Source organism: Dyella flagellata (genome assembly GCF_030160275.1).
In the GTDB taxonomy this organism is placed as follows: domain Bacteria; phylum Pseudomonadota; class Gammaproteobacteria; order Xanthomonadales; family Rhodanobacteraceae; genus Dyella_B; species Dyella_B flagellata.
Map to the genome: position 1 here is coordinate 22,750 of NZ_BSOA01000020.1, position 14,693 is coordinate 37,442.

Below are 14,693 nucleotides of genomic sequence, written 5' to 3' on the forward strand. Positions count from 1 at the left end.
CATCGTTCTCTACTTGCTGCTGGCCTTCGTGCTGTGCGTGCTATTGGTGCATCTGCGTGGACGGGCACGGCTGCGCTTCGATCGCCAGTTGGTGGACCACTCGGCCGTGTTCGCGCCTTACAACCTGCTCATGTATGCCTTCTCGGCCGTGCCGGCGCGCCCGATCCTCGATCGCGGCGGCTTTCCGCAGCTCGATCTGCTAAAGGACCAATGGCAGACGATTCGCGACGAAGCCCTGCAGCTGTTCGACGAAGGCCATATCCGCGCCGCTGAAAGACACAACGACGCCAGCTTCAACAGCTTCTTCAAGCAGGGCTGGAAGCGCTTTTACCTGAAGTGGTACGGCGAGCCGCTGGCTTCGGCCGAAAGCTTGTGCCCGAAAACGGTAGCGCTGCTCAATGCCATTCCCAGCGTGAAAGCGGCGATGTTCGCCACCCTCGCGCCGCACAGCAAACTCAATCCGCACCGCGATCCCTTTGCCGGCTCGCTGCGCTACCACCTGGGGCTGATCACGCCGAACTCGCGCGATTGCCGCATCTTCGTCGACGGCGAAGAACACGCCTGGGGCGATGGCAAGGACGTGGTGTTCGACGAAACCTACGTGCACTGGGTGGAAAACAACACCGACCAGACGCGCGTCATCCTGTTCGCCGACGTCGAGCGCCCGCTGCGCACGCGCCTGATGAGCGCCATTAATCACCGGGTAGGTGCTTTCATGGGCAAGATCACCGCCTCGCCGAATACCGAGTCGCCGGAAGAAAAAGTCGGCTTCGTCAACCGCGTGTTTGCGCTCAACCAGCGTGGACGCGAGCGCAACCGCGCCTTCAAGAAGAAGTACCCGAAGCTGTTCCGCGCAGTGAAGTACGTGGGCATGCTGATCTTCATCTGGCTGGTATTCCTGGCGCCCTGGCCGTTCGTTCGCTGAGCTGTCACGTTTCTCAACGCTCACACGTCCTGGTTATAAGCCTTGACCGGAACCCACCATGGACGCCCACACCAGCCTGTTCCAGCAACACCGCCCGCGCCTGCTCGGGCTCGCCTACCGCATGCTTGGCACCCAAGCCGATGCCGAGGACGTATTGCACGACGCCTGGCTGCGCTGGCATGCGCAGGACAAGGCCGGCCTGGATGATGCCGAAGCCTGGCTGGTGACCGTCACCACCCGCCTCGCCCTGGACCGCCTGCGCCATGCCAAGGTGGAACGCGAGCACTACACCGGCCCCTGGCTGCCCGAGCCACTGGTGGAGCCCGAGGCGCAGCCTGATTCGCAAGCGGAACAGGCCCAAACGCTCACTCACTCCTTTCTGCTGATGCTCGAACGGCTGAGCCCGGAAGAGCGCGCGGCGTTCCTGCTGCGCGAAGTGTTCGATTACAGCCACGCCGAAGCCGCGACCATCCTTGGCATTACCGAGGAATCCTGCCGTCAGCGCGCGCATCGGGCCAAACAGCGGCTGCGCGAGGAGCGCGTTCGCTTCAGTGCCAACGCGCAGACCCAGCGGCGCCTGCTGGAGCGCTTCGCCTTGACCTTGCGGCAGCCCACCGAGGAAAACCTGCGCTCCCTGCTGGCCGAGGATGCGATGCAGGTCGCCGACGGCGGCGGTCTCGTCTCGGCCACCTTGCGGCCCCTGCTCGGCGGCGAACGGATCGCGCGCCTGTATCTGCAGATCCACAAGCACGAGCAAGGCCACGACATCCGACGCGACCTGCGTGTGGTGAACGGCGAACCGGCACTCCTGACCTGGGTGGATGGCCAGTTGGTCACCGTCATTTGGATCGAGTGCGACGGCGAGCGCATTACTGCCCTGCACGCATTGCGCAATCCGCAAAAATTGGCGCGACTGGCCGCTGTCACGAAATCGCCGACTGGGCCGTCCTTGCATTGAACGGCCAATTCTGGCCGCCTCATTCAAGGAGTTCCCCCATGTCCCGTTTCAACATCCAGAAGCATTTTCAGGCTGTGCAGCCGCTGTTCGCCCTGAGCAAGCACATCAAGGCCGGCACGCTGGAGCCGGCACTGATCGAGCTGGTGCTGATGCGCGTCTCCCAGATCAACGGCTGCGCCTACTGCCTGGATATGCATAGCAAGGACGCACGCGCCGCCGGCGAGACCGAGCAGCGCCTGTACGTGCTGGCCGGCTGGCGCGAAGCGCCGTTCTACAGCGAGCGCGAACGCGCAGCCTTCGCCTGGGCCGAGGCGCTCACCCGGCCGGTTCCCGGCAACCCGGTGCCGGATGCCCTCTATGAAGAGGTGCGCCGTCAGTTCAACGAAAAGGAGCTGGTCGAACTCACCCTGCTGGTGACGAACGTCAATACCTGGAACCGGATCAACCTGGCGGCACATACCGTGGCGGGCGACTACAAGCCCGGCATGTTCGGCTGAGTACGATGGGGCAGCCGGTCACGAAATGGCCGGCTGCCACGTCCTTGAATTGAACGGCCCTGCAAGGGCCTCACGCCGACGAGGATTCGACCATGCAACGTTTCTCCTACGATACCTATCCCGAAGCCATGAAGCCGCTGTTCGCCATGTGGAAGCATGTCGAACACTCGGGACTCGAAAAGAACCTGATGCACCTGGTGATGATGCGCGCCTCCCAGCTCAATGGCTGCACCTATTGCATGGACATGCACAGCAAGGAAGCACGCGCCGAAGGTGAAAGCGAACAGCGCCTATACCTGCTGCAGGCATGGCGCGAAGCGCCGGTCTACAGCGAACGCGAGCGTGCCGCGCTCGCCTGGTGCGAAGTGGTGACCCGGCTCGATCCTGCGCACGGCGTGCCGGATGACATCTACGAACAGGCGCGCGCCCAGTTCAGCGAAAAGGAACTGATGGACCTGAACCTGCTGGTGATCACCATCAATAGCTGGAATCGCATCGCGATACCTTCAAAGAAGGCGCCGGATTACCAGGTGCCAACGCGCAAGGTGGCGTGAATTGGGCAAGTTAGGCTGGGATGAAATCCCAGCAAAGCCCCCGGACTACCGCCGGGGGCAGCGGAGCGTTTGAGCTTCAGCCCTTCACGCGCTTGGCAATCGCCTCGCCAAAGCTCTGCGTCGAACCCTTGCCACCCAGATCCGGCGTGACGTGCTCGCGATCGTTCGCCATGGTTTCGCGGATCGCCACACGCAGCTTGGTACCTTTCTCCACCATGCCAAGGTGATCAAGCATGTCGGCCGCAGCCAGCAGCAGTGCGCACGGATTGGCGATGCCCTTGCCGGCGATGTCCGGCGCGGAACCATGCACCGCTTCGAAGATCGCCGCTTGCTCGCCGATGTTGTCGCCCGGGGCAAGCCCCAGACCGCCGACCAGGCCGGCACACAGGTCCGAAAGAATGTCGCCGAAAAGGTTGGTGGTGACGATCACGTCGAACTGCTCCGGACGCATCACCAGCTGCATGCAGGCGTTGTCCACGATCATCTCGTTGAACTCGATCTGCGGATAGTCCTTGGCGATTTCGCGCGCCACGTTGAGGAACAGGCCCGACGCGGTCTTGATGATGTTGGCCTTGTGCACCGCGGTGACTTTCTTGCGGCCTTTCTTCACTGCCATCTCGAACGCGTAGCGCACGATGCGCGCGCAGCCCTTGCGGGTGACGCGGATCATCGAGGTAGCCAGTTCGCCGTCTTCGGACAGGGTCTGGCCTTCGGAAAGATAGGCGCCCTCGGTGTTCTCGCGCACCGTGATGATGTCGATGTTCTCGAAGCGCGCCTTGGTGCCGGGGAAACTGATCGCCGGACGCACGTTGGCATACAGATCGAAATGGCGACGCAGCGTGACGTTGATCGAGGTGAAGCCACCTCCCACCGGCGTGGTCAGCGGTCCCTTCAACGCCACTTTGTGCTTGGTAATGACGTCGAGCGTGGCCTTGGGCAGCAGGTCGCCATGCTTTTCGAGCGCGATCATGCCCGCTTCGACGGTTTCATAGCTGAGGCCGCAATCGAGTGCGTCGAGCACGTGCAGCGTGGCGGCCATGATCTCCGGGCCGATGCCGTCGCCCGGGATCACCGCAATGGTCTTGCTCATGGGGAAAACTCCTTGGAATGAAGCGGAGAGGCCGGCGCGCGGGGGGATGCGCCTGGCTGAAAACCGCTCAATTATCCCCGATGCGCCTGTCGGCGAACAGCCTGAAATGGCCGGGAAGCGTTGCAAATGCTCGCATGCAGCGTTGCTTCCCATCGAACGATGGGCTTTTCGCCTTCGCCTGCTCTCCCCGGCGGGGAGAGGGAGTAGAAGCAGCTTATGTGTGCTCGCCGCAGCCTGCTGGCTGCCCTGCCGCCTCGCCCGCTTCCAGCTGGTCGAGAAAATCCACCGCCCGGCGCAAATGCGGAATCACGATCGAGCCGCCGACCACCAGGCCCACGCTGAACACTTCGAACAATTCGTCGCGACTGACGCCTGCCTCCTTGCATTGCGCGATGTGGTAGCTGATGCAATCGTCGCAACGCAGCACCATCGACGCGACCAGGCCGAGCATTTCCTTGGTTTTCAAATCCAGCGCGCCGGGCTTGTAGGTCTGCGTGTCCAGCGCGAAAAAGCGCCGGACGACCTGGTTGTCCTCAGCCAGGATGCGCTGGTTCATGCGCTGGCGGAACGCGGTGAATTCGGCGACGCGATCTTTTTCGTTGCTCATGCGGCCATTTCCAGCAACAAGGCGAGCTTGCCGCTGCGATCGGCGGCGACCAGGTCGTCGTAACCGCCAACATGCTGGTCGTTGATGAAGATCTGCGGCACGGTGCGGCGGCCTCCGCTGCGCTCGAGCATGCTGTCGCGCTGGGCCGGATCGATATCCACCCGCACCTCCTCCCATGCCAGCCCCTTGGCCTTGAGCAGGTTCTTGGCGGCCACACAGTAAGGGCATCGCTCGGTGGAATAGACTTCGATCTTGGGCATCGCAAAACTCCGGAATTACTTGCGCCCTAAATGGCGGTTACGGTGTTCGAAAGCAAGCTGCTGGACGCTGAACTGCCATACTGTCGAGCGGTCTCAATGATATTGTCGTTCATCTATGACCCTAAAGCATCGCCACCTCCCTAAACGCCTGCTGACCACGCTGCTCGCCGCCGGCGTGGCCTTCGCCGCTGGCGCTCAGGACAAGCCCGACGACATCCGCCTGCCCGACCTCGGCAGCTCGGCCAACGCCTTGATCTCGCCGCAGGAAGCCCAGGACTACGGCGCCATGATGCTGCAGCAGATGCGGGCACTGGACATGGTGTTGGACGATCCGCTGCTGGACGACTACATCAACAATCTCGGCTTCCGCCTGGTGGCGAACTCGGCCAAGCCCAAGGATCATTTCGCGTTCTTCATCGCCAAGGATCCGGTCATCAACGCCTTCTCGGCGCCTGGCGGCTACATCGGCATCAACTCCGGCCTGATCGCCATCACACGCAGCGAAGATGAGCTGGCCGCGGTGATGGCGCACGAAATCGGTCACATCACTCAAAACCATCTGCAACGCGCCTATGAATCGGCGAAGAAGGACACCCCGCTGATGGCCCTGGTCGCGCTGGGCGCGATCGCCGCCGGCGGCGCTGCCGGTGGCCAGGCCGCCGCGGCTGCCCTGCTCGGCGGCCAGGGCGTGTTGATGCAGAAGGAAATCAACTTCACCCGCAAGGATGAAGCCGAAGCCGACCGCACCGGCATCGAAACCCTGGCCAAGTCCGGCTACGACCCGAACGCGATGGCCGGCTTCTTCCAGCGCATGGAAGACGAAATGAGCGCCGACGCGGGTGGCGTCAACGTGCCATCGCTGCTGCTGGACCATCCGGTGACGGCCCAGCGCATCAGTGATGCCAAAGCGCGCGCCGGCTCGCTGATCGCGGCGCAGAAGTTGCAACCGCACGGCAGCCTGCTCGACAAGGAACGCTGGGACCAGCAGACGGCGCCGATCGCCTATGTGAAAGACGCCACCAAACTATTGGTACCGCATGCCAACGGCCAGGGCGTCAACACTTACCTGCTGATGCGTGAACGCGTGCGGGTGCTGTCCAACGACGCCTATCGCATGAGCAACTACTACAGCGGCCTGCTTGGCCGCCAGGACGGTCGCTACAACACGCCGGAAAATGTCTACGGCTACGCCTTGGCGCTGACCCGCAGCGGCCAGGGCGGCAAAGCCGTCGCGCAGTTGCAGCCCCTGCTGGACAAGCACCCGGACAACCTTGCCCTGCGGCTGGCGATGGCCGATGCACGCCTGCAATCCGGGGAGCGTGCCGCCGCGCTGGAGATTTACGCCGCGCTCAACACCGAGTCCCCGCGCAACAAGGCCGTTGGCCTGGCCTATGCCGGTGCGCTCACTCAGGGCGGCAGCCGGGAACAGGCCATCCAGGCCGCCGAGTTACTGCGCCCAATGCTGCAGGATACGGACGAGCCCAGCCTGTACACCGCCTACGCCCGCGCCAGCGAACGGGCCGGCCAGACGGTGCGGGCCGGCGAGGCCTATGCCCAGGCCAGCTACCTTTCCGGACGGCCTTTCGACGCCATGGAGCAGCTCAAGACCCTGCTCAAGCGTAACGACCTGGACTACTACGCCCGCGCCCGTATCCAGGCCCATATCGCCGACCTCACCCCGCTGGTGATGGAACTGCGCAAGCGCAGGGTATCGACCGAAGACAACCCCGATGGCGCCAGCCAGACCCAGCAGCAGTTGAACCCAGGCTGCCAAGGCCGGCTTTGCTTGAGCTGGGGCGCCAGTCCCAGCCGATGAAACAAAGCTGGCTGGAGGGGTCAAAATCGCGCTGCCTGCGCAGGGAACGCAGGTTTTTGTAAGCCGAATCACGCGCCAAGCGATTGTTTTCACGCATTGTCATTGCCGCGTAACATTTCACCGCTGCAATATTTGCGTCATAGGCCACCCCATTCGGACCTTAGCGTGCACAAACGCATCCTGATTGTTGAAGACGAAGCTTCCATCCGCGACATGGTCGCCTTCGCCCTGCGTAAAGCCGGGATGGATACCGCGCAGGCCGCCGATGCGCGCACGGCCCAGATGTCCATCGCCGAACAGGTGCCGGACCTGATCCTGCTCGACTGGATGCTGCCGGGCACCAGCGGCCTGGACCTGGCCCGCCGCCTGCGCAAGGAAGAGCTCAGCCGCGAGATCCCGATCATCATGCTGACCGCGCGCGGCGAGGAAATGGACCGCGTGAACGGGCTGGAAGCGGGCGTGGACGACTACGTCGTAAAGCCCTTCTCCACCCGTGAACTGATCGCCCGTATCAAGGCCGTGCTACGCCGCAGCCAGGGCGATGACGGCTCGGGCATGGTCGAGCTGGGCCGCCTGCGCATCGATGGCCCCGCGCACCGCGTGTTCGCGGGCGACGAACCGGTACCGATCGGCCCGACCGAATACCGCCTGCTGTACTTCTTCATGACCCACCCGGAACGCGTCTACTCGCGCGCCCAATTGCTCGACCACGTGTGGGGCGGCAGCGTGTATGTGGAAGAGCGCACGGTGGACGTGCATATCCGTCGCCTGCGCAAGACGCTCGAGCCGTGGAAGCTGGAAGACATGGTGCAGACGGTCAGGGGCGCGGGCTATCGCTTCTCCGCCAGCCCTTGAGGCAACCGCCGCTATGAAAACCCCGGTCGCAGGCGCCTGGAAAATCCCCCTCGCGCTAGCCGGGGGGCTGGTCGTGGGCGCGCTCGGCGGCTGGTTCGCAGGCGGACATGTCACGACCGGTGTGGCGCTAGTCGCTATAGCAGAGATTGTCTTGTTACTGACGCATTTGCGTCACATTGCTAAGCCCATCATGAGCTTACCGTCCACGTCCCCCGATGGTACCTCCGACCCCCGGCATGATCGATTCATGATGCGCTCCCGACGCCTAGCCGCCAACCTGCATGATCTACGCCGTGCCGCAGGCAGCCTGCCGGACGCGATCGTGCTGCTCGACCAGGACCAGCACGTGCGCTGGTTCAACCATGCTGCGGAAAGCTTGCTCGGCTTGCGCCGCCCACAGGACCGCGGCGTGGTGCTCAAGGAACGCCTGCACAATTCCGAACTGGCCGGCTGGCTGGAAGAGCCCTCGCCCGAACCGCTCAACGACGTGAGCGCACCAGGCGCACCCAGCCGCCACATCAACGTGACGTTGCTGCCGTTTGGCGCCCGCCAACGCCTGCTGCTGGCGCGCGACATCAGCCACATGTCGCGGCTGGAACAGATTCGTCGCGATTTCGTCGCCAACGTCTCGCATGAATTGCGCACCCCGCTGACCGTGATCCACGGCTATCTCGAACTGCTCGATCCGGAAGACGTGCCGCACCTCGCGCCGGTGCTGAACGAAATGCGCGCCCAATCCAAGCGCATGGGCCAGATCGTGGAAGACCTGCTCACCCTGTCGCGTCTGGAAACGCAGGATCACGTCAGCGAAGAGCGCGTACCGATGGCGCCGCTGCTGGCCACCCTGCGCAAGGAGGCCGAGGCGTTGAGCCAGGGCCGTCACAGCATCAGCGTGGAAAACGTGGCGAACATCGACCTGCTCGGCTCGCCGAAGGATCTGCACAGCGCACTGTCCAACCTGGTCAGCAACGCGGTTCGCTACACGCCCACCGGCGGACGCATCACCATCCGCTGGGAACGCAGCGCCGAAGGCGCGAACTATTCGGTCACCGACACCGGCTACGGCATCCCGGCCGATCACCTGTCCCGCCTTACCGAGCGCTTCTATCGCGTCTCCTCCAGCCGTTCGCGCGACAGCGGTGGCACCGGCCTGGGGCTGTCGATCGTCAAGCACGTGCTCGGCTTGCACCAGGCGCGCCTGGATATCCACAGCACGCCCGGCCAGGGCTCCACCTTTACCTGCTGCTTCGGCCGCGAGCGCCTGATGGCGCCGGAGACCCACGAGTCCCGCTCCTTGGAAAGCTGAGCGCGCAGGCTGGGACACCCATCTAGGGATGCTCTGATCTATTCCACGTACCCGTCACCGCACTGTATGCGCGCCTCGCAGCGACCCAGTGGCGAAGGCAGACTGGCCGTCTGTCTAGACGCTGGGTCGCTGCGAGGCGCGCATACAGTGCGGCCCCAACCTTTTGAATTTTAATGACGGGGTGACGTCCAGAAGGCCCGCAGGGCGTGCCCCGCGGCTTGAACAGACGGCCAGTCTGCCCTGTGCCGCGGGGCACGCCCTGCGGGCCTTCTGGACGTCATGCCGGGCACGTGGAATAGATCAGAGCATCCCTAGGCATCAACCGATTGCGCCGTATTACAAAACGTTGAACGGCTTCTTACAAACGCATAGGCGTGGCGGCGGTTCATGAGTAAGAATGTGCGGATGCCGCGCCGTCAAGCTACCCAACCTACCCAACCTACCGTTGCCGAAACGCACCAGCCCGAGCTGTACCTGAGCCGCGAGCTGGCCACCCTGGAGTTCAATTTCCGGGTCCTGGCGCAAGCGCGAGACACCAGTATCCCCCTGCTGGAACGCCTGCGCTACCTCAGCATCGTCGCCAACAACCTCGACGAATTCTTCGAGGTGCGCGTGGCGATGCTCAAGCACCATCACCAGTTCGGCTCGGCAGCACCAGGCCCCGACGGCATCCCTTCCGGCGAGTTGCTGGCGCGCATCCGCGAGCGTGTGCTCGACCTGGTCAGCGCTCAATACACCACCTGGCAGGACGAACTCGGCCCCGAGCTGGTCGCCGAAAACATCCATTTCCTCACCCGCAAGCAATGGACGCCGCGCCAGCGCCGCTGGCTGCACGGCTACTTCGAAAACGAAGTGCTGCCGGTGTTGTCGCCGCTGGGACTCGACCCCGCGCATCCGTTTCCGCGTATCCTCAACAAGACCTTGAACATCGCGGTGGTGCTGCAAGGCCGCGACGCGTTTGGCCACGAAGGCCATCTCGCGCTGGTGCGCGCACCGCGCTCGCTGCCGCGCATCATCCGCATTCCCAACGAGGTATGCGGCGCCGGCGATCACTTCGTGTTCCTCGCCGAATTGCTGCAAGCCTTCGTCGACATGATGTTCCCCGGCTTCAAGGTCGCCGGCTCCTACCAGTTCCGGGTCACCCGCAACAGCGAGCTGATCGTCGAAGAGGAAGAGGTCGACAACCTGGCACGCGCGCTGGCGGAAGAACTGCACGGCCGCGGTTATGCCCGTCCGGTGCGACTGGAGATCGGCGCCGACTGCCCACCTTCGATCGTGTCGATGCTGATCAGCAACTTCGAACTGGAAGAAACCGACGTCTACCGTTGCAACGGCCCGGTCAACATCATCCGCGCCGGCATGGTCTACGACGAACTCGACCGTCCCGCGCTGAAGTTCCCGCGCTTCACTTCCGCCCTGCCCATCGCGCTGGGTAACGGGCGCAAGATCTTCGACGTGCTGGGCCAGCGCGACATCTTGCTGCACCACCCGTACGAATCATTCAATGCCGTGGTCGATCTGTTGCGCGAAGCGGTGCAGGATCCGGACGTGCTGGCGATCAAGCAGACGCTGTACCGCGCCGGCAAGGACACCCCGCTGGTGGATCTGCTGGTGGAAGCGGCCCGCAACGGCAAGGATGTCACCGTGGTGATCGAATTGCGCGCTCGCTTCGACGAGGAAGCCAACATCCGGTTCGCTACGCGCCTGCAAGAAGCGGGCGTACAGGTGGTGTACGGCGTGGTGGGCTTCAAGACGCACGCCAAGATGATGCTGATCGTGCGCCGCGAGAACGGCCATCTGCGCCGCTACGTGCATCTGTCCACCGGCAACTATCACCAGACCAACAGCCGCCTGTACACCGACATCGGCCTGATGACGGCCAACCCGGAATTCGGCGAAGACCTGCACAAGATCTTCCAGCAGCTGTCTGGACTGGGCCCGGTCATTAACTTGAAGCGCCTGCTGCATTCGCCCTTCACGCTGTACAAGAGCGTGGTGGAGAAAATCGATCGCGAAACAACGCATGCGCGCAACGGCAAGCCGGCGCGGATCGTCGCCAAGCTCAATGCCATGAACGAGTCACACGTGATCGAGGCGCTCTACGCGGCGGCGCAGGCCGGCGTGGAGATCGACTTGATCGTCCGTGGCGCGTGTACGTTGCGCCCGGGCTTGCCCGGCATTTCCGAACGCATCCGCGTACGCTCGATCGTGGGCCGTTTCCTCGAACACAGCCGCGTGTACTGGTTCGCCAACGACGGTGAGCCGGAAATCTACTGTGCCAGCGCGGACTGGATGGAGCGCAACCTGATGCGTCGCATCGAGGTCGCCTTTCCCATCCTCGATCCGCAGCTCGCGGCGCGCGTTTACGATGAAACGCTGGCCAACTACCTTGCCGACAACACCCACGCATGGCTGCTGGATAGCCATGGGCAATATACGCGCGCCATGCCGGGCGAGGCCCCGCCTTATTCGGCGCAGGAAACTTTGCTCGCCAAGCTGTGCAATGCGACCACCACCGCGCCCGCTCGTGCGCAGTTGCCCACCACGCTGCGTGAAGAAGGCTAGGGATGCTGGGATGACAATCCCGGCATCGCGATGTGGCAAGCATGGCAGTGCTGGGATTGTCATCCCAGCCTACATGCTTGGCGGATACATGCGAGAATTGCGCGCAGCCCGAACAGGAGTCCCGCGTGAGCCTCGGTGACCAGATGCAGATCAAGGACGGCGAACTGATGGCCGCCGTCGACATAGGCTCAAACAGTTTCCACATGGTGGTGGCACGCATGGAGCACGGCGAGCCGCGGGTGATCGACCGCCTGCGTGAAACAGTGCGCATGGCCGCCGGCTTGCGTGCCGACGGCACGCTGGATGCCGAGCATCGCGCGCGCGCCCTCAATTGCTTGGCCCGCTTCGGCCAGCGCATCGCCGGCATTCCTACCGCCCGCGTGCGCGCGGTAGCCACCAACACGGTGCGCCGCCTCGCTTCGCCACAAGCTTTCCTCACCACGGCCGAAGCTGCGCTCGGCCACCCGGTGGAAGTGGTGTCCGGCCGCGAGGAAGGCCGCCTGATCTTCCTGGGCGTGGCACACGACTTGCCCACCTCGCGTGAGCCCCGCCTGGTGATCGACATCGGCGGCGGCAGTACCGAATTCATCATTGGCCGCGGCCTCGCCCCGCTGCACACGGAAAGCGTGCAGGTAGGCTGTATCGCCAGCACACAGCGCTTTTTCCCCGGCGGCAAGCTCACCCGCAAGCGCTGGCAGCGGGCACGCGGCGAAATCGGCGTATTGCTGCAGCAGTTCTCGGAGGAGTACCTGGAAGCGGGCTGGACCGATGCCGTTGGCTCTTCCGGCAGCGCCAAGGCGATCGGCGCCGTGGTGCAGGCCATGAAGCTTTCCGACCATGGCGTCACCCCCTCGTCGCTGGCCATGTTGCGCGATGCGGTGCTCGAACAAGGCCAGATCAGTACGCTTAAGCTGCCTGGTCTTTCGGAAGATCGCGCGCCGGTGTTTGCCGGCGCCGTGGTGATCTTCGAAGCGGCCTTCGCCGCGCTCGGCATTGAGCGCCTGCAAGTATGCGAAAGCTCGATGCGCGAAGGTCTGTTGTGGGACCTGCTCGGCCGCGCTGGCGGTACCGACCCGCGTACGTCCAGCATCGACGCGCTGGCCAACCGCTACGGTGTGGACCGCGCACAGGCGCGCCGCGTGGAATCCACCGCGCTGATGCTGTTCGACCAGGTCGCCACGACTTGGAAGCTGGACGGCGAGGAACGCGAGTGGCTGTCGTGGGCTGCACGCGTGCATGAAATCGGCCTGGCCATTGCGCACAGCCAGCACCACCAACACGGCGCCTACATCCTGCGCAACGCCGACTTGGCCGGCTTCTCCAAGCAGGAGCAGCAGCTGCTTGCCAACATCGTGCAGGCACATCGCCGCAAGCCGGATAAGACGGCCTTCTCCACCCTCCCGCAGCGCTATCGCCAGCTCGCCAAATACATCACCGCCCTGCTGCGCCTGGCGGTGCTGTTCCGTCGCGCGCGCCGCCCCGAATCGCTCCCCCCGTTACGTCTGGCGGCCACCGCCCAGCGCCTGGGGCTGCAGCTGCCCGCTCCATGGCTGGAGCAGCATCCGCTGACGCAGGCGGATCTGGAACAGGAAATTACGCCAATGGCGGAGCTGGGGCTGGTGCTCTCGATCGGAACGCAATGACGGAAGGGCAAGCGTTGCAACCGCGTAGGCCGGCATGACAATCCCAGCTTCAACACGCCGCAGGGAAAGCTGGGATTGCCATCCCAGCCTACTCCGTGCCCCCTGCCACGCGTATCATGCGCGGATACTTCAGCCGTACCGCCCCTAATCATGCCCAAGTACCTGCTGACCGCCCTGCTCCTGCTTGCCGCCCCGCTCGGCGTAGCGCAGACGTCCAAATCGCCTACCACGCCAGCTCAACCGGCATCGGCGGCCGCCAATCCGCAAGTGATCGTGCACACCTCGGCCGGCGACATCACGCTGGAGTTGTATGCGGACAAATCGCCCAAAAGCGTGGCGAACTTCCTGCGCTACGTGCACGAAGGTTTTTATGCCGGCACCGTGTTCCATCGCGTGATTCCCGGCTATCTCATTCAAGGCGGCCTGTACACCGCCGAGCTGCAACCGCGCCGGACCCATTCGCCGGTGCCCAGCGAAGCGGACAACGGCCTGTCCAACCTGCGCGGCACTGTTGCCGTTGCCCGCGGTGCCGACCCGAACTCGGGCACCTCGCAGTTCTTCGTCAACCTGGTGGATGACCGCCGCCTGGACTACGTCGGCAACCAGACCGGCCTCACCTGGGGCTACACGGTGTTCGGCAAAGTGATCAAGGGCCTGGACGTGGTGGACAAGATCGCCGCCCTGCCTACCCATGCACAGGGCCCCTTCGCCGCCGACGTACCCACGCCATTGGTAGTGATCCAAAGCGTGAACGTGATCGGCGAAGAAGCCCCCGTCGCGCCAGCCGCGCCCGCTTCCCCCGCGAAACCCGCGACCACGCCGCGCAAGTCGAAATGAGCACGCTGTTCATTTCCGACCTGCACCTGGACGACAGCCGCCCGCACATCACCCAGCTGTTCGAACACTATCTCGCCAGCGACGAAGTCCGTCGTGCCGATGCGCTGTATATCCTTGGCGACCTGGTCGAGGCTTGGGTGGGCGACGACGACGATGCGGAACTTCCACAGCGCATTGCCCACGCCACCAGCACACTGCGTGATGCCGGCGTGCCGGTGTACTTCATGGCTGGCAATCGCGACTTCCTGCTCGGCGAAGCATTCGCCGCGCGCGCCGGCTTAACCCTGATCGAGGACGGTGCCGTACACGACCTCTACGGCACGCCCACCCTGCTGATGCATGGCGACGTACTGTGCACCGACGACCTGGCCTACCAGGCATTCCGCCGCCAGGTGCGGACACCCGCATGGAAGACGCAGGTTCTGGCCATGCCGCTGGATGCGCGCCGTGCACTTGCGTCCAAGGCACGCGCGGAAAGTCGCGCGCATACCAGCACCACCCAGGAAACCATCATGGACGTCAACGCCGATACCGTGGCGCAAAGCATGCGCGACGCGGGCGTGACGCACCTGATTCACGGGCATACGCATCGCCCCGCCATCCATCGCTTTGAACTGAACGGCCTGCCGGCCGAACGCATCGTGCTGGGGGATTGGTACGAGCAGGGGTCGGTGCTGCGGGTAACGCCGGAAGCTCGCGAGTTGCGCGCGGTCCAATAACGTAGGCTGGGATGACAATCCCAGCACCCGGAAGCCGCATGGGAAGCTGGGATTGTCATCC

Annotated in this window: 14 protein-coding genes; 11 read left to right on the forward strand and 3 right to left on the reverse strand. The window is 64.0% G+C overall.

Annotation, left to right across the window (positions count from 1 at the left end):
• Position 1: 1 nt before the first annotated feature.
• The 4 genes from QQJ96_RS11525 (at position 2) to QQJ96_RS11540 (ending at position 2,934) form a co-directional block, all read left to right on the forward strand.
• On the forward strand, positions 2-925 hold the full coding sequence (locus tag QQJ96_RS11525) for an aspartyl/asparaginyl beta-hydroxylase domain-containing protein (protein ID WP_284332252.1): 924 nt from the start codon (positions 2-4) through the stop codon (positions 923-925).
• A 58-nt stretch (positions 926-983) separates the two neighbouring features.
• Positions 984-1,883: an RNA polymerase sigma factor SigJ gene (gene sigJ, locus QQJ96_RS11530; protein ID WP_284332150.1), complete on the forward strand. Its 900-nt coding sequence runs from the start codon at positions 984-986 to the stop codon at positions 1,881-1,883.
• Between the two features lie 38 nt (positions 1,884-1,921).
• Entirely contained in the window at positions 1,922-2,380 is a 459-nt protein-coding gene (locus QQJ96_RS11535) for a carboxymuconolactone decarboxylase family protein (RefSeq protein ID WP_284332151.1), read from the forward strand.
• A gap of 92 nt (positions 2,381-2,472) precedes the next feature.
• Positions 2,473-2,934: a carboxymuconolactone decarboxylase family protein gene (locus QQJ96_RS11540; RefSeq protein ID WP_284332152.1), complete on the forward strand. Its 462-nt coding sequence runs from the start codon at positions 2,473-2,475 to the stop codon at positions 2,932-2,934.
• Between the two features lie 76 nt (positions 2,935-3,010).
• Here the strand turns inward: QQJ96_RS11540 and QQJ96_RS11545 are convergent, their stop codons facing one another.
• From QQJ96_RS11545 to grxC, 3 genes are all read right to left on the reverse strand, one after another.
• Positions 3,011-4,024: an isocitrate dehydrogenase gene (locus QQJ96_RS11545; protein WP_284332153.1), complete on the reverse strand. Its 1,014-nt coding sequence runs from the start codon at positions 4,022-4,024 to the stop codon at positions 3,011-3,013.
• Between the two features lie 214 nt (positions 4,025-4,238).
• Positions 4,239-4,631, reverse strand: a complete 393-nt coding sequence (locus tag QQJ96_RS11550) for a carboxymuconolactone decarboxylase family protein (protein WP_284332154.1) — start codon at positions 4,629-4,631, stop codon at positions 4,239-4,241.
• Entirely contained in the window at positions 4,628-4,891 is a 264-nt protein-coding gene (gene grxC, locus QQJ96_RS11555) for a glutaredoxin 3 (protein ID WP_284332155.1), read from the reverse strand. Before grxC ends, QQJ96_RS11550 begins: the two co-directional genes overlap by 4 nt.
• 115 nt (positions 4,892-5,006) lie before the next feature.
• Between grxC and QQJ96_RS11560 the strand changes: the two genes are divergently transcribed.
• The 7 genes from QQJ96_RS11560 to QQJ96_RS11590 all read left to right on the forward strand — a co-directional run bounded on the left by QQJ96_RS11560 (position 5,007) and on the right by QQJ96_RS11590 (position 14,632).
• Positions 5,007-6,707: a M48 family metalloprotease gene (locus QQJ96_RS11560; protein ID WP_284332156.1), complete on the forward strand. Its 1,701-nt coding sequence runs from the start codon at positions 5,007-5,009 to the stop codon at positions 6,705-6,707.
• A 165-nt stretch (positions 6,708-6,872) separates the two neighbouring features.
• Positions 6,873-7,562, forward strand: a complete 690-nt coding sequence (gene phoB, locus QQJ96_RS11565; RefSeq protein WP_188792565.1) for a phosphate regulon transcriptional regulator PhoB — start codon at positions 6,873-6,875, stop codon at positions 7,560-7,562.
• Between the two features lie 13 nt (positions 7,563-7,575).
• On the forward strand, positions 7,576-8,868 hold the full coding sequence (phoR, locus tag QQJ96_RS11570) for a phosphate regulon sensor histidine kinase PhoR (protein WP_404649524.1): 1,293 nt from the start codon (positions 7,576-7,578) through the stop codon (positions 8,866-8,868).
• A 405-nt stretch (positions 8,869-9,273) separates the two neighbouring features.
• On the forward strand, positions 9,274-11,433 hold the full coding sequence (ppk1, locus tag QQJ96_RS11575) for a polyphosphate kinase 1 (RefSeq protein WP_284332253.1): 2,160 nt from the start codon (positions 9,274-9,276) through the stop codon (positions 11,431-11,433).
• A gap of 143 nt (positions 11,434-11,576) precedes the next feature.
• Entirely contained in the window at positions 11,577-13,076 is a 1,500-nt protein-coding gene (locus QQJ96_RS11580) for a Ppx/GppA phosphatase family protein (protein WP_404649034.1), read from the forward strand.
• 150 nt (positions 13,077-13,226) lie between these two features.
• Positions 13,227-13,913, forward strand: coding sequence for a peptidylprolyl isomerase (locus QQJ96_RS11585; protein ID WP_284332159.1), 687 nt, complete (start codon positions 13,227-13,229; stop codon positions 13,911-13,913).
• On the forward strand, positions 13,910-14,632 hold the full coding sequence (locus tag QQJ96_RS11590) for a UDP-2,3-diacylglucosamine diphosphatase (RefSeq protein ID WP_284332160.1): 723 nt from the start codon (positions 13,910-13,912) through the stop codon (positions 14,630-14,632). The genes QQJ96_RS11585 and QQJ96_RS11590 overlap by 4 nt, the downstream gene beginning before the upstream one ends.
• The last annotated feature ends 61 nt before the right edge of the window (positions 14,633-14,693 follow it).

Bases quoted from the DNA above. Each gene is read 5' to 3' on its own strand.
- sigJ (WP_284332150.1), top strand. From the start codon at position 984: ATGGACGCCCACACCAGCCTGTTCCAGCAACACCGCCCGCGCCTGCTC.
- QQJ96_RS11535 (WP_284332151.1), top strand. From the start codon at position 1,922: ATGTCCCGTTTCAACATCCAGAAGCATTTTCAGGCTGTGCAGCCGCTG.
- QQJ96_RS11540 (WP_284332152.1), top strand. From the start codon at position 2,473: ATGCAACGTTTCTCCTACGATACCTATCCCGAAGCCATGAAGCCGCTG.
- QQJ96_RS11545 (WP_284332153.1), bottom strand. From the start codon at position 4,024: ATGAGCAAGACCATTGCGGTGATCCCGGGCGACGGCATCGGCCCGGAG.
- QQJ96_RS11550 (WP_284332154.1), bottom strand. From the start codon at position 4,631: ATGAGCAACGAAAAAGATCGCGTCGCCGAATTCACCGCGTTCCGCCAG.
- grxC (WP_284332155.1), bottom strand. From the start codon at position 4,891: ATGCCCAAGATCGAAGTCTATTCCACCGAGCGATGCCCTTACTGTGTG.
- QQJ96_RS11560 (WP_284332156.1), top strand. From the start codon at position 5,007: ATGACCCTAAAGCATCGCCACCTCCCTAAACGCCTGCTGACCACGCTG.
- phoR (WP_404649524.1), top strand. From the start codon at position 7,576: ATGAAAACCCCGGTCGCAGGCGCCTGGAAAATCCCCCTCGCGCTAGCC.
- ppk1 (WP_284332253.1), top strand. From the start codon at position 9,274: ATGCCGCGCCGTCAAGCTACCCAACCTACCCAACCTACCGTTGCCGAA.
- QQJ96_RS11580 (WP_404649034.1), top strand. From the start codon at position 11,577: ATGCAGATCAAGGACGGCGAACTGATGGCCGCCGTCGACATAGGCTCA.
- QQJ96_RS11585 (WP_284332159.1), top strand. From the start codon at position 13,227: ATGCCCAAGTACCTGCTGACCGCCCTGCTCCTGCTTGCCGCCCCGCTC.
- QQJ96_RS11590 (WP_284332160.1), top strand. From the start codon at position 13,910: ATGAGCACGCTGTTCATTTCCGACCTGCACCTGGACGACAGCCGCCCG.